This window comes from Castellaniella hirudinis, from assembly GCF_047468865.1.
Taxonomy (GTDB): domain Bacteria; phylum Pseudomonadota; class Gammaproteobacteria; order Burkholderiales; family Burkholderiaceae_B; genus Castellaniella; species Castellaniella hirudinis_A.
Genome location: NZ_JBLGTV010000001.1, coordinates 399,126 through 419,489, shown reverse-complemented (window position 1 = coordinate 419,489; position 20,364 = coordinate 399,126). Strand labels below are relative to the sequence as shown.

Below are 20,364 nucleotides of genomic sequence, written 5' to 3'. Positions count from 1 at the left end.
CTCCCGCCGGGGCGGAGGACGCCGTTTATCCCTTACGCCGTTTATCCCTTTGCAGCCGCCCGACTCACTGAGCCAGGCGGGGGACGCGCACGATCACGCCGGCGCGATCCAGCACCCGGCCCTGCTCATCCTGCAACTCAAAGACATGCGATCCCGGCGTCGGCGGCCAATCCAAAGCCGCCCCGGCCCCGTAAAACTGCCCGTCCAGCAACCAACGCACCGGGCCGACGGGGCGCGATACGGCATCCAAGGCGCGCAAAGCCAGGCGCTGGCGATCCCGGGGAATATCCGGATCCAGCGCCAGAATCGTGCCATCCACCGGCTGGGCGATGCGGGCGCGCCCGGGCGGCGAGGCCGGCGGCGCGAAAACCGCTTGCGCGGTATCGGCCAGGAAATATTCCGTGCGCGCGGGCTCCAGCCCCGCGCCAAACCGTACCTGGACGGCGTCGACCCCCGGCGGCGGCGCGGGCGGCATCCCGGCCGCCGGTTCGCGCTGCGCCAGCCACTGCATGACGTCGTGCCAGATCGGCCCCGCCCCGCTGACCCCCGAGATCTGGCGCATGCTGGCGCCCGCGCTATTGCCCACCCAGACCCCCACGGTATAGGCCGCCGACCAGCCCAGGCACCAGTTGTCGCGCATATCCCGGCTGGTGCCGGTTTTCACCGCCGACCAGCCAGGCGTCGACAGCGGGCTGTCCAGGCCGAACGTGCGGGCGCGCGCTTGCCGATCCGACAGGATGTCCCCCACGATCCAGGCGGCGCCGGCGGAAAATACGGACGGGCCGGCCCGCCCGGCGGCGGGGTCGTCCGCCGACAGCGACACCGGGGCGTATGCCCCGCCCCGCGCCAGGGTTCGGTAGGCATTGGTCAGGGACAGCAGGCTGACATCGGCCGACCCCAGGGCCAGACTGTAGCCGTAGTAATCGCCCTCATGGGTCAGCGGCAGCCCGAGATCCCGCAGGCGCCGGGCCAGGACATCCGGCCCCACCAGCATCAGGGCGCGCACCGCCGGAATATTCAGCGAAGCCGCCAATGCGGTGCGCGCACTGACCCAGCCGCTGAACTGGTGATCGTAGTTGTCCGGGATGTACAGCCCGGCGCCGCCCTGCAGATCCAACGGACGGTCATCCAGTAAAGAAGCCGCCGTCAACCGCTGTTGATCCAGCGCCAGCGCATACAAAAACGGCTTCAGGGTCGAGCCGGCCTGGCGCAGGGCCTGGGCATGATCCACCTGGGCCGCAGCCGATAAATCCCCCGAGGACCCCACATACGCCAGCACCGTCCCCCGACGATTGTCCAGCACCACGACCGCCGCATCCGTGACCCCCGTGCCCCGCAATTCCAGCAGGTGCCGATGCACGGATTGCCGCGCCGCCGCCTGCAGGCCCGCATCAATCGTGGTGCGCAGGCGATCCCCGGCAGGCGCTTGCCCCGCCGCCAGCACGGCCCGCGCCCAATGCGGCGCCAGCCCGGGGGTATCGAAGCGCCGCGCCCGGGATCGCGCCAGGGCGGCGCGGATGAAATCCCGCAGATCCGCGCAATCCTGGGGACGACCCATATCCTGCAGCAAGGCGCAGCTGCGGCGCGCCAGCACTGGCACGGGCGCATTGGGGCCGCGCAGCAATACCGCCGCCAGCGCCGCTTCGCGCAAATCCAGCCCCGAAGCCTGTTTCTGGAACATGACGCGGGCCAAGGCATCCACCCCCACCAGTTCGCCCCGGTATGCGGCCAGATTCAGGTAGGCCTCCAGGATCTGCGGCTTGGTCCAGCGGGTCTCCAACTGGCGGGCCGCTTGCATCTGATCCCATTTCTGGCCGATGCCGCGCCCGCCCGCGCCACGCCGCAAGGCGGGATCCAGCATGGCGGCCAATTGCATACTGAGGGTCGACGCCCCGCGCTGCCCATCCCCCCACAGGGCCGACCAGGCCGCCGCCGCGCCGGCCAGCCAATCCACGCCCGCATGGTCGTAGAAGCGGTGGTCTTCGGAACGCACCACGGCGCGCTGCAGGGCCGCCGATATCCGGGATAAATCCACCCAATCCCCGCGTCGGGCGGAAAAATCCGTGCGCAGCCGCTGGATGACCGTGCCATCGGCCGCCAAGACACGGATATCGGCGGCGCGCCAGGCCGAGCGCACGGCGGCAAAATCGGGCAGCGCCGCCGCGTCCTGCCCGAACGGGGCCGCCGATGCGGGCGGCCCGGCCAGACGCGGATCGAGGCCCTGGCCCTGAACCGCCCCTGCAACGCCCAGCGCCAGCAGGCAGCCCAGGCGACGAAGCAAGGTCAAGACCCCCGCCATCGGCCAGCGCCACCGCTTCACCCCGGTTCCCGATCCGCCCGCACCGCAAACACGTCATTCGGCAGGCTGCCGAAAATATCCGGCTGGTACAGGGCTTCCACCCGGGTGGGCGGCAAGGTGTATTCCCCCGGCACATTGATGCGCACGGTATATTCCAGCACGCGCGTCCCGGCATCCAAACGCTCGAAGTACGCCCGATACATGCCCGCATCGCGTTCGACATAAGTGGGCCGATCCCGCCAGTCGGACTGGCCCCGGGACTCGTCTTGCGTGGCCAGCGCGGAATCCCCGCCCAGGCCGCCGCCCAGAATGGCGGCCCCTGCGGGCACCGGGTCGCTGACCACGGCCCAGACAGTGGTTTCCCGGCTATCGATACGCAACTGCACCCGGTAGATGTCCCCCACCGACCAATGCCCCGGCCGCGCCTGGGATACCGGGATCACCCGGCGCTGCAGGCGCATCCCGGCATCCACGGGCCGGGTTTGCGGCACGGCCGCCCGCGCCGAAACGGTGGCCCAGCCGCTGCCGGCCCCCTGTTGCCGGATGTCGACGGCGCCCTGGCCGGTTCCAGGCCAAGGCAGCGTCAGCGCCTGCTGGCGCACCCCGGCGGTTTCCGGCATGTCCGCCCAGGGCAGGACATGCGGGGCGTCCGGCGCCAGCTGCAGGCGCACCGCCCCCTGGCCGGCCTGGGGTTCGAAGCACCGGGCGTAGTCGTTGACGGCCAGCACCCCCAGCACATTGGCGCTGGTGGTGGACCAGGCCCCGTTCTGCTGCAGGGACAGCAGCCCCGTCAGCAAGCGCGGCGCATCCGCCCGCCAGGACGGACGCTGGGACACGGCCAGCAGTAGCCGGGCCTGAACCGTGGCGGCATTGCTCATCAGCCACCAGCCGCTGTCGGCGCTGTCGTCGGCGACAACCAGGGACGTGCCATGACGGCTCAGGCGCGCCCGCAGCACGGCATCCGCACGCGCCAGCAAAGCCGGGCGGTCGGCCAGATGCGGCGCCCGCTGCAGAATCGACAGCCACGTCACCACGGCGGGCGTGGGCCAATCACTGACATCCAGCGCAAAGCTGTCCAGCATGCCGGGCTGCCAGGCATCGGCCAGCAGCAGGGCCTGGATGGCGATCAGCTTGCGCCAGAACAGGTCTTCGACCGGCGCCCAGGCGGGGTCGTCCAGCCGTCCCTGGACGAACGCCTGCAGCGCCGACAACATGGCTTCGCGCACTGAATCGGGCAAGGCCATGGGCCAGCCCAGGGCCAGCGCCTGCGCCGAGGTTTCCAGCAATTGGGCCGTCAGCACCACGCTGCCCTCGCCGCCCGGAAAATACGCCAACAGGCCGGACGCCGCCTGGTAGGCGTGCAGCCGCCGCATCAGGGCGTTCCAAGCCGCGACATCCTGCCGACCGATGGCCTTGGCGCTGAGTTGTTCGACGCACGTATAGGGATAGGCCGCCAGCCAATCGCCGACCCCCGGCAAAGTTCCCGCCAAGCTGGACTGCAAAGTCAGCTGGATGCCCCCCCGCACTTGGCCCCGCGCGTCTTTCAAGGCCGCCGCCGTGGCATCCACGGGCAGCCGCCGAGGCGTATCCGGGGCCAGGGAAAGCAGCGTCGCCTGGCGCACCGCCACGGGCACCGCCGCCTGCAGCTGCTGGGACACCTGGATGCGATCCATCACCGCCTCGCCCGCGCGCGACCGGGCGGCAAAGATCCAATCCAGGGCCTCGCGGTCGTCCGATCCGGCCAGCGCCGGCGCCGTCACCGGCCAGTGCAGCGTCGCCGCATTCCCGGCCGCCAGGGTCAGGGCCTGATCGGCCAAGGCCGGCCCGACCGCCGCCGCGTCCGCAGCGCGGCGCGCCTGGGCCGACACCTGCAGTTCCATGGGCTGGTCGGTGCGGTTGTACACCGTCACCCGGGCCTGGTAGCGGTCGTGTTCGCGGACGATTTGCGGCAGGCCCGAGATCACCTGCAAATCCTGCGTGCTGACGATGTCGATACTGCCGGTGCCGAACCGCCCCTCGCCGTGATCGGCCACCGCCACCAGCCGAAAGCGGGTAATGGCATCGTTCAGGGGCACCTGGATATCGGCTTGCCCCTGGTCGTCCAGGATCAGATCGCCGCGCCACAGCAGCAGGGTGTCGAACAATTCGCGGGTGGCGCCAAAGCCCCCGCCGCCGCCGGCCGGCACGGCCTTGCGGCCATAATGGCGCCGCCCCACCACCTGCCCCATGGCGGTGGCCGTGGACACGCCCTCGTCGCGCTCGACCCGCATGGCTTGCAGCACGTCCCAACTGCGGTTATCCATCAGGGACAACAGGGCCTCGTCCACGGCGGCAAACGCCACCCCCGCGCCCGCCGCCGGGCGGCCATCGGGCAGGTTCACCTGGATGCGCACCCGGGCCTGATCGCGCACCTGATACTGCGCCCGGTCGGCCTGCAGCCGCACCTGCAGGCGATCGGCTTCGCTATCGACGCGAATCGACGCCAGGCCAAACCGAAAGGAGGGCTTGGCCAAATCCACTAAACCCGTCGGGGCCGGGGCCTGATCGACCTGGCCGGCCCGCGCCTGCGCCCAGGCCAGCGGGCTACGCCAGCCCCATTCCAGAAACGACGACCAGGGGACCGAGCGGATGCGCCCGCGCACCGCCAGCACGGAGACATACACATTGGGCCCCCAATCGGCCTGAACGGGCACACGCACGACAGGCTCGTCGCCGTCCAGCGCGACCACCTGGGTTTCCAGCACGCCCTCGCGCTCGACCGCAACCAGGGCCTGGGCCTGGCGGAACGGCATGCGCACGGTGAATTCGGCCACCTCGCCCGGGCGATATGCGGCCTGGGACGGAATCACATCGATGCGGTCGTCATCCCCGCCGGCAAACCAGTTTTCACCCCCCCAGACCCAGATGGACGCGGCCGCCTGCGACAAGCGCCCCTGGGCATCCCGGGCCTGGGCCAGCAGGCGGACTTCGCCGTCCCGATCCAGGGTCACGGGGCACAGCAGCAGGCCCTCGGCGTTGGTCTCGCCCTGGCACAGGGTGCCCAACGAAGCGACCTGCTGGTGGTTATCGTAGGTATAGAAGCCGCCCACCAGGCGTTTGCGCGTGGAATAAGTGGTGCGCACCTGGCCATCCAGCTGCACCGGCACCCCCGCCTGGGGACGGCCTTGGGGATCGACCGCCAGCAAGCGCACCGTGGCCGACTCGCCGCGCGACATCCAGCGGCCGGTTTCCAGACCCACCGCCACGGCGGCCGGCCAGACCTGGGCCGATTGGGCGATGGTCTGGATTTCGCCATTGGGGTCGGCAAAAGAAGCCTCGAACAGCCAGCGCTGTGGACGGGTGACCGCGGGCAGCGTGCGGACGTCCACCCGCGCATGGCCTTGGTCGTCCAACTGCACGGGCTGTTTGTCCAGGATCAAGCGGCGCAGGGATTCCGGGGCATCGGCCGGATCGGCCCCGTCGGATGATTCCGGCAGCCCGAAACTGAACTGGCTGTATTCGGCGAACCCCGGCGTCATGGGCTGCGCCACGGCGGACAGGCTGGCCACCAGCCCCTTGGCCGGCCCCCCCGACAACCAGCCCAACTGCAAGTCGGCCTGGATCTGCCCGGGCGCGATCAAGGCGTCCGCCGGGGACGCCCCCCCGGCGGCGGCGCCGGATTGCCTGTCGGCGCCAGGGCCGGATGCCATGCCGGACGCGGCCGCCGCCCCGGGCAGCAGCTTCAATGAACCCGTCAGCAACGGCAGCTTGAAGGCTTCGACCCGGAACGTCCCCGCCTGCAGGGGAGGCGCCCAGCTGTATTCATCATCGGCCGCCGACGCGGCCGGGGTGGACAACTGGATGGCATACTGCCCCAGCCGCGCCGTGCGCGGAATGGCGTAATCCAGCAACGCATACAGGCCCCCCGTGGGACTGCGCCGCCAGGCAAGCGGCAAGGGGACGCGATCCCCCGAGCCCTCATGCACGATGTCCGCCGTGGCGGGCAGGCAATCCGCCGCCCCGCTGTCCAGGCAGTCCAGAGGCGGATTGCGCAAGCCGTCGCGGGTCAGGTCGCGCAGGAACAATTTCATGGATACGGTTTCGCCCGCCCGCAGCAAAGTGCGATCCAGCACGGCGTGGGCCACCTGGTCGGGTGCCGCCGACCGGCTGACGGGCACGTCGAAGCGCCACGGCTCGATCCCTTCGTCCCAGCTCGACCAGGCAAAGGAAAAATCCGCCTCGCCATAGGCGGCGGGCTGATCCGCCGCCAGGCGGGCCGTCACGAAAAGCCCGGCCTGCTCCGTGCCCTCGCAGTAATCATCCCAGGGCAAAGCGCCCGACGAGCGCCACAGGCCCTGGGCATCCGTCGTACCCTGGCGCAGCCGGGTGCCGTCGCAACGCAGGATGGCCACCTGCGCATTGGGCACGGGCTGGCCGCTGTCCAGGGCAGTGACCCAGACCAGGGCATCATCGCGGCCGGTCTTGACGTGCACGGCCAGATTGGTGACCAGCACCGCCGTGCGCACATACATGGTGGGGCTGGGATGATCCGGGGTGGCCAGCAGCGCCGCCCCCAGGCGGGGGGACGCGACTTCCAGCACGTGCAGGCCGGGGGCCGGCACCGGCACCCCGATCAGCTCGATCTCCTTGCCCTGGTCGTCCCGCACCCCGGGCAGGGTCAGGGTTCGGGTGCGATCCTGCGGCCCGAAAAGAGAACGCGACCGCACGTCGATCTGCGCCTGGGGCTGTTCGGGATACTGCACGGGGCGCGACGCCTGCACATCGGCAAACTGCTGCGGCGTCAACAGGCCGTCCTGCAGCCGCCGCACCTTGGACAGCCACTGCAGGGCCTGCACATCGTCGGTGGTGACGTGATCATCGACCCGTCCGGCCGACACCAGCAGTTCCTGGGTGCGCAGGTCGGGCCCCACCCGGCGCAGGGCCAGCGGCACCAGCGCAGGCAGCCCCTGGGCCGGCGGGCCATCGGCAAAGCGCTCGATGATGCCGAACGGCCCCGACGCGAACTTGAGCAAGGGCGGCATGTCCGCGATGGGGACATCCAAGGGATAGCGGTCGGCATTGTCCAACGGGCGGCCGGTCTCATCCTGCAGCCCGGCGGGCAGCACCAGCCGCAGCACGGATTTTTCCGCGAACGGAGCGGGGAAAGTCAGGCTGTAGACCGCATTGGCGCCCGGGCCGCCGTCGCCGGGCGTCTGGGCGGGCCGGGGCCCCTGCGGCGTTTCCAGAACCACCTGGTCGGCCAGCGCCCGGGGCACCGGAGTGGAAAAGACCAGGTCGATCGGGTGCAGGGGTGAACAAGGCGCCTGGGCATTGCTGCGCGTGCAACTGAGCCGGGCCTGGAACGGGGCCTGCACCTTGAAATCCTGGGCCAGAACGGCGCGCCCCGCCACCCGGGGCCGCCCTGGGGCGCCGGAAGACTCGACCCCCGGCCCCACCACCAGGCGCACCTGCCCCGACGAGGGCAGCAGGCGCTTGCATTGCACCAGCGCCAACTGAGGATCATCGGCCTGCGCCACCCCGATGGACTGCAGAATCTGCCGGCGCGCATCCCCCTGGATCAGCCGCATGGGGATGGCTTCGCCCAGGCCCTGGACTTCGCAATGCGCATGATCCAGCAGGCTGCGCGTTTCCACAGCAGTATTGAAACTCAGCACGAACACCTGGTCTTCGGTGATTTCGTCCCCCCAGGGGCGCAAGAGCCGTGCCCTGGGCCCACCCGTGGAGAACTGATAATCCTGCGCCCCGGCCAGCGGCCGGCCGCGCAAATCACGAAAATCCGGGTTGGGCCGGGCCTGGCACGACACGGCCCCGGACAAGGGCGTCTGGAAGGCATATACCCAATGCCGGGGATCCACCCAGCGGCCTTCCCCCTGGGCGGCGTCTTCAGGATCGCAGTCGATCAGATACGGATCGGGCGCCAGATCATCCCCCAGGGCAATCGCCGGGGCGTCGAAATCCACCTGGGCCTGCGCGATGCGCGCCATGGCCCCCTGGGGCGTGAAGCCGGCCACCTGGGCGGCGGACGCGCCGGCCGCCCAACATGCGGCAAAACCCAGCAATACAGCGCGAAGCATAGTCAGACGCATGGCGATTATCCCGTTATGCAGACCGCCTGAACCCCGGAACCAAGGGATCGCAGCGCCTGGCGATGTGAGAAGATTACCACCGCCCCGATCCAGCCACCAGGGGAATGCGGACGACCCATCACCGATGCGCCGGGCACCACCGCCTCCGGCGCGTCGGGGGCGCACCGCTTTATGCGATAATTGCGATCTTTCCGGTGCCGGGCAGACAGCCGACGCCGCAGGGGCCTCTAGCTCATGCCTGGTTAGAGCAGCGGACTCATAATCCGTTGGTGCCGAGTTCGACTCTCGGGGGGCCCACCAAGAACTCCTGTAGGCTTGAAATCGGCCACATTGCGAGTGACTACCGTCATGCCATGCACAAGGGCCGGGCTCTACCCCATAAACGCAGTTCGGACACCACGTCGGTGTCGAGCACGAACATCATGAGAAGTCAGCCGGCTAGATGCCGATGGTCACACGCTACGCTTTGGCAAGGCCGATGCGAATGCGACAGCATGAGCCCACGGCATGACACGGTTGATTTGCAGTATGCTGGCACGCAACCAAGACGGATTACCCATGACACCCATCATCTACCATAACCCGCAATGCGGCACGTCCCGCAAGACCCTGGCCCTGCTTCAGGCCGCAGGCCATGCGCCGGAAATCATCGAATACCTGCACACCCCGCCCAGCCGCGCCCGCCTGGTCGAACTGCTGGGCCTGATGGATCTGCCCGCCCGCGCACTGCTGCGCGATAAAGGCGAGCTGTACGAATCCCTGAACCTGGCCGATCCCAGCCTGACGGAAGACCAGTTGATCGACGCGATGACGGCCCACCCCGCCCTGATGAACCGCCCCATCGTGGTCACGGATCGGGGCGCGCGCCTGTGCCGCCCCGCGGAAACCGTGCTCGAACTGCTCGGCTGACCGGCCCCGCCCGGTTCGTCGCGCTGCGTGGCGCCCGGGCGGCGCGCTTCGGCGAAATCCGGGCTTTATGACACCAGGGCATAAAGCGATACAATCCGCTCCTGTCCATTCATCGGGCCCGTTTCCGTGTCCACACCGATTGCCGCGCCAGCGCCCGCCGCCAAAGGCTATTTGCTGATTCATTTCTGTGTGCTGCTGTTCGGCTTCACGCCGATCATGGGGCGTCTGATCACCCTGGACACCCTGCCTCTGGTCTGGTGGCGGATGCTGATCGCCTCCCTGGCCCTGCTGCTCTTGCCCATGACGTGGCGCGGCATCCGCAAGCTGTCCCGCCGGCTGTTTCTGGCCTGCTGCGGCGCCGGTGTCGTGCTGGCGATCACCTGGATTCTGTTCTACCTGTCGGTCAAGCTGACCAACGCCTCGGTGGCCGCCGTCTGTCTGGGCACCGCTCCCCTGTTCGTCGCCATCTCCGGGCCGGTGGTGCTGCGCCGCCCCTGGAAAAAATCCGATCTGACCCTGGCGGCGGCGGTCATCCCGGGCATCATGCTGGTGGTGGGCGGCATCCCGCAGGGCATGTATTGGGGCTTTGTCATCGGCCTGCTGTCCGCCGCCACGCTGGTGGCATTCAGCGGGATCAACAAGGTGCTGGCCAGCCGCGCCCACCCCCTGAGCACCACCAGCATCGAGATGGGCGCCGGAGCCCTGTTCACGGCCCTGGTGATCGGTCTGCTGCCCGACGCCGCGCACGCCTTCGCCCTGCCCGCCGGATACAACGCGATCCTGCTGCTGGTTTTCGGGGTGGTGCTGACTGCGGTGCCCGTGGCCCTGACCCTGGTATCGCTGCGCTACATCAGCGTGTTCGCCCAGCAAATGGCGGTCAACCTGGAACCCGTATACGCCGTGCTGCTGGCCATCCCCCTGCTGGGCGAACAGCAGCAACTGGGCCCCCTGTTCTACCTGGGCGTGGCGCTGATCGTGGGCACCGTCATGGCCGAGCCGGTCATGCGCTGGCTGACCGGAAAAAAGACCTGACCGCCCCGCGTGCCAGGGCACCCCAAAAAGGCCGTTGCGGCACCCAGGGCCGCCACGGCCTTCTGCCCCGCGCGGACACCCCGCCCAAACCTTGGCAAATCGTATTCAGCAAAACGCATTCAGCTTGCTTTAAGCTGGACGCCATGCTATTTTCGTGTCGATTTTGAGAATCATTCTTATCGCACCCTTTCGGAGCCTCTGCAATCATGTCCCATTCTTGCACCCGCCCCCCGCTTCGCCGCCTGGCCCAGACGACCGCGGCATTGTCCCTGCTGCTGGGCAGCGTGGCCGTCGCCGCGGAGGTCAACCTCTACACCACCCGGGAACCCAAGCTCATCGAACCCCTGCTGGCCGCCTTCACCCAGGACACCGGGGTGAAAGTCAATACCGTCTTTGTGAAGGACGGGCTGCTGGAAAGAGTCAAGGCCGAAGGCCAGCAATCGGCCGCCGACGTTCTGATGACCGTCGACATCGGCAATCTGCTGGACTTGGTCGATGGCGGCGTGACGCAGGCGGTGGATTCGGCCCCGCTGGAAACCGCCATTCCGGCGCATCTGCGCGGGGCGGACAAGCAATGGTTCACCCTGTCCCTGCGCGATCGTGTGGCGTATGTGGCCAAGGACATCGACACTCAGGCCATCCACTATGAAGACTTCGCCGATCCGCGCTGGAAAGGCAAGGTCTGCATCCGCTCCGGGCAACATCCGTACAACACCGCCTTGATCGCGGCCATGATCGCCCACAATGGGGCCGAAGCCACCGAACAATGGCTGCGGGGCATCAAGGCCAACCTGGGCCGTCCCGCCACCGGCGGCGACCGCGACGTGGCGCGCGACATCCTGGGCGGGATCTGCGATATCGGCATCGCCAACGCCTACTATGTGGGCCGCATGAAAAACGCCGCCCCGGATTCCGACGCCTACCGCTGGGGCGAGGCCATCCGGGTGGTGCGCCCCACCTTCAACCAGTCCGGCGGTACGCACGTCAATATTTCCGGCGCCTCGGTGGCGCGCCACGCGCCCAACCGCGACCAGGCCGTCCAGCTGCTGGAATACCTGGTCTCCGATAAAGCGCAGGCCCTGTATGCCCAGGCCAACTACGAATACCCCGTCAAGGCGGGGGTGGCGCTGGATCCCACCGTCGCCAGCTTCGGCGCGCTGGAAGTCGACGCCCTGCCCCTGGCGGAAATCGCCCGCCACCGCAAGCAGGCCAGCGAACTGGTGGATCGCGTCGGTCTGAACCAGTAACGCGGCATGACGGCAAGCACCGGGCCCGCGCGGACATGGCCGTGGCACGCCGGGATGGCCGCCACGGCCCTGGTGGTTCTGGCCCCCATCCTGGCGCTGGTCGGGTTGTCCGGCCAGGGCCCGGGCGCCCATTGGGCCCATCTGCTGCAATTCGTCCTGCCGGACGCGCTGGGGCAGACCATCCTGCTGCTGGCGGGCGTGGGCGTCCTGGCCGCCATCCTGGGAGTGGGCTGCGCCTGGCTGGTGACGGCCTATACCTTCCCGGGCCAGCGGATTCTGTCCTGGGCGCTGCTGCTGCCCCTGGCCGTGCCCACATACATCATCGCCTACGCCTACCTGGACATCCTGCACCCGATCGGCCCGGTTCAGACCGCCATCCGCGGCCTGCTGGGCTATGGCGGCCCGCGTGAATTCCGCCTGCCCGACCTGCGCAATCTGCCCGGCGCCATCCTGCTGATGGCCTTTGTGCTGTATCCCTATGTATACCTCACGACACGCAGCATGTTCGCCACCCAGGCCGGCCAGTTGATCGAAGCCGCCCGCGTGCTCGGCCGGAGCCCCTGGGGCGCTTTTTTTCATGCGGCTCTGCCTCTGGCGCGGCCGGCCATCGCGGTCGGGCTCGCGCTGGTCTTGCTGGAAACCCTCAACGACATCGGCGCCTCGGAATTCCTGGGCGTCCAGACCCTGACGGTGGCCATCTACACCACCTGGGTCACGCGCTCGGATCTGGCCGGGGCCGCGCAGATCGCCCTGGCCGCGCTGCTCATCGTCAGCAGCCTGATCCTGCTTGAACGCTATGGCCGCCGCCACCTGCGCTTCACCGGCAGCCGCCGGGCCGCGGTGCTGCGGCCCCAACGCCTGCGCGGTGCCCGGGGCTGGCTGGCCGCGGGCCTGGGCTTCACCCCCGTCGTCATCGGCTTTGCCGCGCCCGCCGCCTACCTGCTGGCCCTGGCGCTCGAACGCCTGCAGGCGGGGCAATGGCCCTCCGCCGGGCTGTGGCGCGCTGCGGGCCAGACCCTGTCCGTGGCGGCCCTGGCGACAATCGTCACCCTGCTGCTGGGCCTGGTCGTCACCTGGAGCCGCCGCATCATGGCGCGCGCGCCCGTCTGGCAGCAGCAGATGCCCCGGCTGGCCACCCTGGGCTACGCCCTGCCCGGGACGATTCTGGCCATCGGGCTGCTGTTTTCCCTGATGGGCCTGGAACAGGGCCTGTCCTGGCTCAGGGCGGCGACCGGCCTGACGCCCACCGGATTGATCCTGCTGGGCACCCCCACGGCCCTGGTGCTGGCCTACGTCATCCGCTTTCTGGCCATCCCCGTGGGCACGCTGGAATCCGGCCTGGATCGCATCCCCGGCACTTTCGAACAGGCCGCCCGATCCATGGGCGAAACCGTCAACGGCACGCTGTGGCGCGTGCACCTGCCCATGCTGCGCCCCGCCCTGGCGGCCTCCGCCCTGCTGATTTTCGTGGACGCCATGAAAGAACTGCCCGCCACCCTGCTGCTGCGCCCCATGAATTTTGAAACCCTGGCCACCTGGCTGTACGGCGAAGCGGCGCGCGGCAGCTACGAGGAGGGGGCGATTGCCGCGCTGGGCATCGTCGCGGTCGGCCTGCTGCCGGTCGTGCTGCTCTCCCGCGTCCTGGATCGCCCCAACCGCTGAGGCAAACCCCATGCTGGAACTGAAACACATCACCCTGAGCTATACCGCGAACAAACAGCACAATGCTGTGCTGCGCGGTCTGGATCTCTGCCTGGATCACGGCCAGATCGCCTGCCTGCTGGGCGCGTCCGGCTGCGGCAAGACCAGTGTGCTGCGGGCAATCGCCGGCTTCGAGTCTCTGGACGGCGGGGCGATCCTTCTGGACGGCCAGCTGCTGTCCGACTGCCATCATTGCCTGGCGCCGGAACATCGCAACGTCGGCATGATGTTCCAGGACTACGCCTTGTTTCCGCACCTGGATGTCACCGCGAACGTCGGCTTCGGCCTGCGCCGCTGGGAGGCCGCCGCCCGGCGCCGACGCATCGGCGACATGCTGTCCCTGGTCGGCCTGGACGGGCAAGCCAAGCGCTATCCGCACGAACTGTCCGGCGGGCAGCAGCAGCGCGTCGCCCTGGCCCGCGCCCTGGCTCCGCAACCCCGCATCCTGCTGCTGGACGAACCGTTTTCCAACCTGGATGTCGATGCCCGCGAACGCCTGGCCTTCGAACTGCGCGACTTGCTGAAAGCCGCCCACTGCACGGCGCTGCTGGTCACCCACAACCAGGCCGAGGCCTTTGCCGTCGCCGACCGCATCGGCATCCTGAAAAACGGCTGCCTGGCCCAATGGGACACGCCATACGGCATGCACCACCACCCCGCCACGCCTGAAATCGCCGCATTCATCCACCGGGAAGCCATGCTGTCCCGGCGCATCCAGGCCGGCCTGCGGGGCGCGCCCCACGGCGCGCCGACCGCGGCCTGACAGCGGCAGCCCGGCCCGCAGCCGCTTACAGCCGCTCGAAGATCGCCGCGATCCCCTGTCCGCCGCCGATGCACATGGTGACCAGGGCATGGCGGCCCTGGACGCGTTCGAGTTCGTGCAGGGCTTTCACGGTAATCAGGGCCCCTGTGGCCCCGATGGGATGGCCCAGGCTGATGCCGCTGCCGTTGGGGTTGACCTTGGCCGGGTCGAAGCCCAGTTCTCGCGACACGGCGCAGGCCTGGGCCGCAAAGGCCTCGTTGGCCTCGATGACGTCGATCTGATCCAGGCTGAGTCCGGCTTTCTCCAGGGCGCTGCGGGTGGCGGGCACCGGGCCGATGCCCATGTACTGGGGATCCACCCCGGCATGGCCGTAAGAGACCAGGCGCGCCATGGGCTTCAGGCCCCGCGCCCGGGCCGCCGCCGCCGTCATCAGCAGCACGGCGGCCGCGCCGTCGTTCAGGCCCGAGGCATTGCCCGCCGTCACGGTGCCGTCTTCCTTGGCAAAGACGGGGCGCAGCTTGCTGAAACTTTCGAGGCTGGCGTCGAAACGCACGTGTTCATCCTGATCGAACACCACCTCGCCCTTGCGCGTCTTTTGCACGACCGGAACGATTTGCGACTTGAAATGGCCCTGCGCGATCGCCCGGGCCGCCCGCTGGTGGGATTCCAGCGCCAGCGCGTCCTGATCCTCGCGGCTGATGCCGTATTTCCTGGCGACGTTCTCGGCCGTCACCCCCATATGGTATCTTTCAAAAGGGCAGGACAACGCGCCCGTCATCATGTCCACCAGGCGCGAATCCCCCATGCGCGAGCCCCAGCGCTGGCCCACCGCCACATAGGGCGCGCGGCTCATGCTCTCGGCCCCGGCGCCGATGGCGACTTCGGCATCGCCCAGCATCAGCACTTGGGCGGCCGACACAATCGCCTGCAGGCCGGATCCGCACAGGCGATTGACATTGAAGGCGGGGGTGCTCTGGCCGATCCCGGCATTGATGGCGGCCACGCGCGACAAATACATATCGCGGGGCTCGGTGTTGATGACGTGGCCGAATACCACATGGCCCACGTCGGCGGGGGCCACCCCGGCGCGTTCCAAAACTTCGCGCACCACCAGGGCGCCCAGCTCGCAAGGCGCCGCGTCTTTCAGCCCCCCGCCAAAATCCCCCACTGCCGTGCGGCAGGCCTGTACAACGACGATTTCTTGCATGATGGTGTCTCCGTGGTGGGTGCTGCGATGCAGCATATTGATTGATTCTCATAGTACCGCATCCCGTCCGAGGCAGCGCATTCCACCTGAGCCATCGCATGCAGTCTGAAACACCGCATTCCACCTGAGCCACCGCATGCCGTCCGAGACACCGCATGCCGCCTAAACATCGCATGCTATCCACAACACCGCATCCCGTCCGGGCTAAACAAAACAAATCCAATGACGTCAACAAGTTATTATCGACGACGGTGGGGCATTCCAATGAAAATCGACAGCTACACGGTGGCCATGAACAGCCAGCACGCGGCATTCAGCAGCAAGACCACCCAAGAAACCCTGCGCATGTGGGTGGGCGATCAGCGCCCGGATTTCGAAGGCCGGGCCAGCGCGGGGCACGCGCCAACCGACAAGCAGGTGGCAATTTCCGAAGCCGGCCGCGCCGCCGCCTCCCAGCTTGCCAGCGCCAGCCCGGCAGAGACCCAGGACGCGGCTGGCGCCCAGCAGGCCGACGGCATCCAGGCGGCCAGCGAAAACGCCCTGAAAGACCCGAAAATGCGCCTGCTGATCAGCGTCGTCGAAGCCCTGACGGGCAAGAAAATCCAGCTGCTGGACGCCGGCGAACTGCAGGCCGCTTCCCAGGACATGACCGAAGCGGCCGAACAGGCCCGCCAGGCGGCGGAAGCCGCGCCGCGCGCCGGCTGGGGCCTGGAATACGACTATCACGAAGTCGTGCAGGAATCCGAGCAAACCAGTTTCAACGCCCAGGGGGTGGTGCACACGGCCGATGGCAAGACCTTGCAATTCGACGTTTCGCTGCAGATGCAGCGCAGCTATTACCACGAAACCTCGGTATCGATCCGCGCAGGCGACGGCGTGCGCAAAGACCCCCTGGTCATCAATTTCGATGGCACGGCGGCCGAACTCAGCGGCAAGAAATTCGACTTCGACATCGACGCCGACGGCACGGCGGAAAAAATTTCCTTCGTCGGTTCGGCCAGCGGCTTTTTGGCGCTGGACCGCAACGGCAACGGCAAGGTCGACGACGGCGCTGAACTATTCGGCACCCGCAGCGGCAACGGCTTTGCCGACCTGGCCGCCTACGACGACGACGGCAACGGCTGGATCGACGAAAACGACGCCATCTTCGCCCAACTGCGCATCTGGACCAAGGACGCCGGGGGCGGCGACAGCCTGAGCACGCTGGCCGAACGCGGCGTCGGGGCCCTGTACCTGGGCAGCGCCAGCACCCCTTTCGACCTGAAAGACGGCCAAAATACGCAGCACGGGCAGATTCTCAGCACCGGCGTCTACCTGAAAGAAAACGGCGGCACGGGCACGCTGCAGCAGATCGACCTGTTCGTGTAAACCGGCCTTTCGGGCGGCGGGATATTTCCGCCCGCCCGAAAGGCCGCGCCTCCCAGCTCGATGCGCTACGCTTGGCTGGCCAGAAGCTTGCGCACGATCGAGGAAAGTTCTTCGGCCGAAAACTTGGCCACGTAGCCATCGGCCCCCACACTGCGGACATGGTCTTCGTTGGCCGACCCCGACAGGGACGAGTGGATGACCACGGGCAAGGCGCGCATGCGCGGGTCTTGCTTGATGTTGCGCGTCAGGGTGAAGCCGTCCATCTCGGGCATTTCCAGATCGGTCAGCATCATGCTGACCTTGTCCAGGATGGTTTTGCCCTCGGCCTCGGCGGCGGCTTTCAGGGCGGTCAGGCGATCCCAGGCTTCGCGCCCCGACTTGACCATTTCGTAGGGAACCTTCATGGCCTTCAAGGCCTGTTCGAGCAGCGCCCGGGCGACGAAGGAGTCATCCGCCACCAGGATGAACGTGCCCGGCCTGACGTTGATCCTGTCGCCGACATCCTTGGGATCGACCTGCGGGCGTTGTTTTTCCGGCGTGACCAGCCGCAAAATGGCTTCGACGTCCAACACCTGGGCCAGGCGCGCGGTTTCGGTGCCTTCATCCAGGCGCGCCATGCTGGTGACCAGGCTGTGCGACGTGCCGCTGGATTCGGATGAAATCACCTGATTCCAGTCCAGGCGCACGATATCGTCGACGGATTCGACCGTGAACGCCTGGGTGGTGCGGCCGAATTCGGTCACCAGCATCAAGGTGGGTTCGCCGGGCAGCTTGCTGCCCACGATGCTGGGCAGATCGAAGACGGGGATCACCTGATCGCGCAGCTGCACCACCCCCAGGGAAAACTTGGGGGCGCCGGCTACCGCGGTCACCGGGGGCATCGTGACGATTTCGCGGACTTTGAGGACATTGATGCCGAAGAGTTCGTTTTGACCGGATTCCTTGTCGGCCCCCAGACGAAACAACAGAAGCTCGAACCGGTTGGTGCCGGTGAGGGAGGCGCTTTCATCGACAACGTTATGCGAGGGGCTCATGCGGAACCTATAGACTCAAAAAGAGAAAGTTTAAACGCAACTGGCCAAAACCAGTCTGAACAAGGGCGATAGCATGCCAGCAAACCGGGGCGGCCGCCAGCAGACTAACCCTAAGCACGCAACGGTTTTGCGGACTCAGGCATCCAGCAAGGCCTGGTAGTGCTTGCGCGCCTGCAGGTAAAGATCCAGCGGAAACCGCACCGGGACGTCTTCCAGGGCGGCGGCCAGCATGTCCAGATGGCCCTCGAAACCGGCGCAGGCTTTGGCGGCGTCTTCATCGGCGGGCAGGCGCACCGTCAGCGACAGGCGGGTGCCGTCGGCGTCGGGTTCCAGCACCCAGCGCAAGGGACGCGCGGGCTGATCGCCGCTGCTCCAGGAGTATTCCAGCACGCGTTCGGGCGACAGGTCGGTGACCGTGCTGTCGATGACGACGCCGCTGTCGGCGAAGTCGATGCGCACCGCGCCGCCCGGACGCAGGTCGATGGCGCCGGGCGCCAGCCACTTGGCCATCTGGGCGGGTTCGGTCAGCATGGCCCAAAGGGCCGCCGGCGCGTGCGGGTAATGACGCTGCAACCGGCCTTCAAAGCCCTGGGCGGTGCGCTGCAGGGTGCCGGGTTGCGAGGGGAAGTCGCTCATGGAAAACCTCGTCGAATTGAAAAACCGCTGACGCAAGGCCTTGCATCAGCCACCACCGGCCAGTTTAACCGGCGCACGGCGGCCCAAGCCTGTCAAACCCCTTCCAGGCATGGTCTTGAGCGGGGCCTTCCGTCGGTCACGCGGTCGGCGGCGACCATCAGTTTGATGTAAATCAAGAATAAACGCAGACAGGCCGTCTGATGGCGGATTTTCATTGAAAAATGCAAAGACTGCATATATGATCATTAACATCTTTACGATAAAAAATTAATTCTCTTAATAAACAATGCATTTACATATTATTCCCGACAAATAAATTCAAAAATTCGTTTGTTTTATTCATTAATAACATAAAACAAACATCGCCATTCGGTTAATCCATGCGCAAGAATCTGCCCGTCACCCAAAACGAAAACGACTATCCCGACACGGAAATTCTGATGTCGGCCACCGACCTCAAAGGCAAGATCGTTTACGTCAACGCGTCGTTCGCCCGGGTATGCAAATACCTGCCCACCGAAATGATCGGCCAACCGCACAACCTGATCCGCCACCCCGACGTCCCCGAAGCCGCCTACGGCGATCTCTGGAAAGAGCTCGAACAAGACCGCTTCTGGACCGGCATGCTGAAAAACCGCTGCAAGGACGGCGACTACTACTGGGTGCGGGCCAACGTCGCGCCCCTCTTTCAAGGCGGCGTGAAGGTCGGCTACATCTCGGTGCGCACCAAGCCCACACGCCAGCAGATCGCCCAAGCGCAAAGCCTGTACGACAGCTACCTGCGCGGCCGGCCCAAGGCGCGCTTCCGGGGCAGCTACCTGGTGCGCCGGGGCATGCGGGGGCTGTTCGACCGCCTGCGGGGCCTGGGCCTGCGCGCCCGGCTCTGGGCCGGCCTGGCAACCGCCGGTCTGGCCTGGGGCGGCCTGGCCTGGGGCCTGGGGCTGCAGGACGCCGCCTGGCCCAAAGCCGTTCTGCCGGTCTGGCTGGGGGCCAGCTTGCTGGGGCTGTACCTGGACAAATGGTTCATCCAGCGCGGCAAGGTCGTCCTGGCCATGGCGGCGCAGGCGGCGATCGGGCAAAAGCTGTCCACGGAAAACCTGCTGGGCGGCGCCGACGAACTCGCCCGCATTCAGCAGGCGTTGCTTCAGGCCAATTTCAACGCCCGGTCGTTCGTGGACGATGCCAGCCACCTGATCACCGAATTGGGCTACGCGGTCAACGAAATCACCGGGGGCAGCCAGGCGCTCAGCGAACACGCCGTCACCGCCGCGCAGCGGCTGGAAGAAATCTACCAGCACATCAACGAAAACACCGAGGTCATCAACAAAAACGCCGACAGCCTGCACCAGGTCACCCAGTTGGCCAAGCAGGCCGACGTGTCCGCCGCCAACCTGGGCGAACTCGCCCAGGACACCGCCCGGCAAATCCAGCAGATGGACGAAGCCGGCCAACGCATCGGCGGGATTGTCAGCATGATCGATTCCATTGCTTTCCAGACCAACATCCTGGCCCTCAACGCGGCGGTCGAAGCCGCGCGGGCGGGCGAATCCGGCCGGGGCTTCGCGGTGGTGGCCGCCGAGGTTCGCGCACTGGCCCAGCGCAGCGCCGCCTCGGCCAAGGAAATCTCCACCATCATCAAAGAAATCATCGACTTGGCCGGCGCCAGCACGGTGCAGGCCAGCCGCACGGTCGAAGCCTCTGCGGAAATGCGCGCACAAAACGCCCAGATCGAAAACCTGCTGGCCAGAATTTCCGCCGCCGAGGCCCAGCAGATGGCGGAAACCAACAACATCCTGAAATCCCTGGAAGACCTGAACCAGGTCACGACCTCGAACGCCAGCATGTCCGAGGAGTTCGCCACCACGGTGCGCAGCGTGGACGACCAGATCCAGGTGCTCAACCAGGCCACCCGGATCAGAACCAAAGCCCTGCGACCCGCGCAGCCCGAGGCCGGCGGCAGCCCGGTGATTCCGCCACAAAAAAGCGCTGAAAACCTCCGTCTGGTGGCCTGATCTACGCAAGACATCATTCGCCGCACCCACGCAGGGCACCTCGATACTGCGGAACAGCGCGTACAGCCCG

12 protein-coding genes and 1 tRNA gene are annotated in these 20,364 nt (G+C 67.3%); 8 read left to right on the top strand and 5 right to left on the bottom strand.

Annotated elements, in window-relative coordinates; all coding sequences use genetic code 11:
• Window positions 1–64: 64 nt before the first annotated feature.
• Together pbpC and ACMHYJ_RS01890 are read right to left on the bottom strand one after the other, a co-directional pair.
• Window positions 65–2,287, bottom strand: a complete 2,223-nt coding sequence (gene pbpC / locus ACMHYJ_RS01895) for a penicillin-binding protein 1C (protein WP_414244501.1) — start codon at window positions 2,285–2,287, stop codon at window positions 65–67.
• A gap of 29 nt (window positions 2,288–2,316) precedes the next feature.
• Window positions 2,317–8,373, bottom strand: coding sequence for an alpha-2-macroglobulin family protein (locus ACMHYJ_RS01890; protein ID WP_414244500.1), 6,057 nt, complete (start codon window positions 8,371–8,373; stop codon window positions 2,317–2,319).
• Window positions 8,374–8,606: 233 nt separating this feature from the next.
• Between ACMHYJ_RS01890 and ACMHYJ_RS01885 the strand changes: the two genes are divergently transcribed.
• The 6 genes from ACMHYJ_RS01885 (at window position 8,607) to ACMHYJ_RS01860 (ending at window position 14,037) form a co-directional block, all read left to right on the top strand.
• A tRNA-Ile gene (locus ACMHYJ_RS01885) sits at window positions 8,607–8,685 on the top strand.
• 258 nt (window positions 8,686–8,943) lie between these two features.
• Window positions 8,944–9,294 carry an arsenate reductase (glutaredoxin) gene (arsC, locus tag ACMHYJ_RS01880; RefSeq protein WP_414244499.1) on the top strand — a complete coding sequence of 117 codons (351 nt, stop codon included), beginning with the start codon at window positions 8,944–8,946 and terminating at the stop codon, window positions 9,292–9,294.
• A gap of 126 nt (window positions 9,295–9,420) precedes the next feature.
• On the top strand, window positions 9,421–10,326 hold the full coding sequence (locus ACMHYJ_RS01875; RefSeq protein WP_414244498.1) for a DMT family transporter: 906 nt from the start codon (window positions 9,421–9,423) through the stop codon (window positions 10,324–10,326).
• 206 nt (window positions 10,327–10,532) lie between these two features.
• Entirely contained in the window at window positions 10,533–11,573 is a 1,041-nt protein-coding gene (locus ACMHYJ_RS01870; RefSeq protein WP_414244497.1) for an extracellular solute-binding protein, read from the top strand.
• Between the two features lie 6 nt (window positions 11,574–11,579).
• Entirely contained in the window at window positions 11,580–13,235 is a 1,656-nt protein-coding gene (locus ACMHYJ_RS01865; protein ID WP_414244496.1) for an ABC transporter permease, read from the top strand.
• Between the two features lie 10 nt (window positions 13,236–13,245).
• Window positions 13,246–14,037, top strand: a complete 792-nt coding sequence (locus ACMHYJ_RS01860) for an ABC transporter ATP-binding protein (protein WP_414244495.1) — start codon at window positions 13,246–13,248, stop codon at window positions 14,035–14,037.
• Window positions 14,038–14,062: 25 nt separating this feature from the next.
• Here ACMHYJ_RS01860 and bktB read toward each other — a convergent pair whose 3' ends face one another.
• Complete coding sequence (bktB, locus tag ACMHYJ_RS01855; RefSeq protein WP_414244832.1) at window positions 14,063–15,244, bottom strand: beta-ketothiolase BktB; 1,182 nt, start codon at window positions 15,242–15,244, stop codon at window positions 14,063–14,065.
• A gap of 264 nt (window positions 15,245–15,508) precedes the next feature.
• On the opposite strand from bktB, the gene ACMHYJ_RS01850 reads away from it, so the two are divergent.
• On the top strand, window positions 15,509–16,612 hold the full coding sequence (locus ACMHYJ_RS01850; protein ID WP_414244494.1) for a hypothetical protein: 1,104 nt from the start codon (window positions 15,509–15,511) through the stop codon (window positions 16,610–16,612).
• A 65-nt stretch (window positions 16,613–16,677) separates the two neighbouring features.
• Here ACMHYJ_RS01850 and ACMHYJ_RS01845 read toward each other — a convergent pair whose 3' ends face one another.
• Complete coding sequence (locus ACMHYJ_RS01845; protein WP_414244493.1) at window positions 16,678–17,646, bottom strand: chemotaxis protein; 969 nt, start codon at window positions 17,644–17,646, stop codon at window positions 16,678–16,680.
• A 135-nt stretch (window positions 17,647–17,781) separates the two neighbouring features.
• On the bottom strand, window positions 17,782–18,282 hold the full coding sequence (locus ACMHYJ_RS01840; RefSeq protein WP_414244492.1) for an SRPBCC family protein: 501 nt from the start codon (window positions 18,280–18,282) through the stop codon (window positions 17,782–17,784).
• A gap of 380 nt (window positions 18,283–18,662) precedes the next feature.
• Between ACMHYJ_RS01840 and ACMHYJ_RS01835 the strand changes: the two genes are divergently transcribed.
• The gene (locus tag ACMHYJ_RS01835; protein WP_414244491.1) at window positions 18,663–20,294 is read left to right on the top strand and encodes a methyl-accepting chemotaxis protein; all 1,632 of its coding nucleotides are present in this window, start codon (window positions 18,663–18,665) and stop codon (window positions 20,292–20,294) included.
• The last annotated feature ends 70 nt before the right edge of the window (window positions 20,295–20,364 follow it).

Excerpts from the sequence above, each read along its gene's own strand:
- ACMHYJ_RS01870 (WP_414244497.1), top strand. The coding sequence starts at position 10,533 with ATGTCCCATTCTTGCACCCGCCCCCCGCTTCGCCGCCTGGCCCAGACG.
- ACMHYJ_RS01865 (WP_414244496.1), top strand. The coding sequence starts at position 11,580 with ATGACGGCAAGCACCGGGCCCGCGCGGACATGGCCGTGGCACGCCGGG.
- ACMHYJ_RS01890 (WP_414244500.1), bottom strand. The coding sequence starts at position 8,373 with ATGCTTCGCGCTGTATTGCTGGGTTTTGCCGCATGTTGGGCGGCCGGC.
- ACMHYJ_RS01835 (WP_414244491.1), top strand. The coding sequence starts at position 18,663 with ATGCGCAAGAATCTGCCCGTCACCCAAAACGAAAACGACTATCCCGAC.
- ACMHYJ_RS01850 (WP_414244494.1), top strand. The coding sequence starts at position 15,509 with ATGAAAATCGACAGCTACACGGTGGCCATGAACAGCCAGCACGCGGCA.
- ACMHYJ_RS01840 (WP_414244492.1), bottom strand. The coding sequence starts at position 18,282 with ATGAGCGACTTCCCCTCGCAACCCGGCACCCTGCAGCGCACCGCCCAG.
- ACMHYJ_RS01860 (WP_414244495.1), top strand. The coding sequence starts at position 13,246 with ATGCTGGAACTGAAACACATCACCCTGAGCTATACCGCGAACAAACAG.
- ACMHYJ_RS01845 (WP_414244493.1), bottom strand. The coding sequence starts at position 17,646 with ATGAGCCCCTCGCATAACGTTGTCGATGAAAGCGCCTCCCTCACCGGC.
- bktB (WP_414244832.1), bottom strand. The coding sequence starts at position 15,244 with ATGCAAGAAATCGTCGTTGTACAGGCCTGCCGCACGGCAGTGGGGGAT.
- arsC (WP_414244499.1), top strand. The coding sequence starts at position 8,944 with ATGACACCCATCATCTACCATAACCCGCAATGCGGCACGTCCCGCAAG.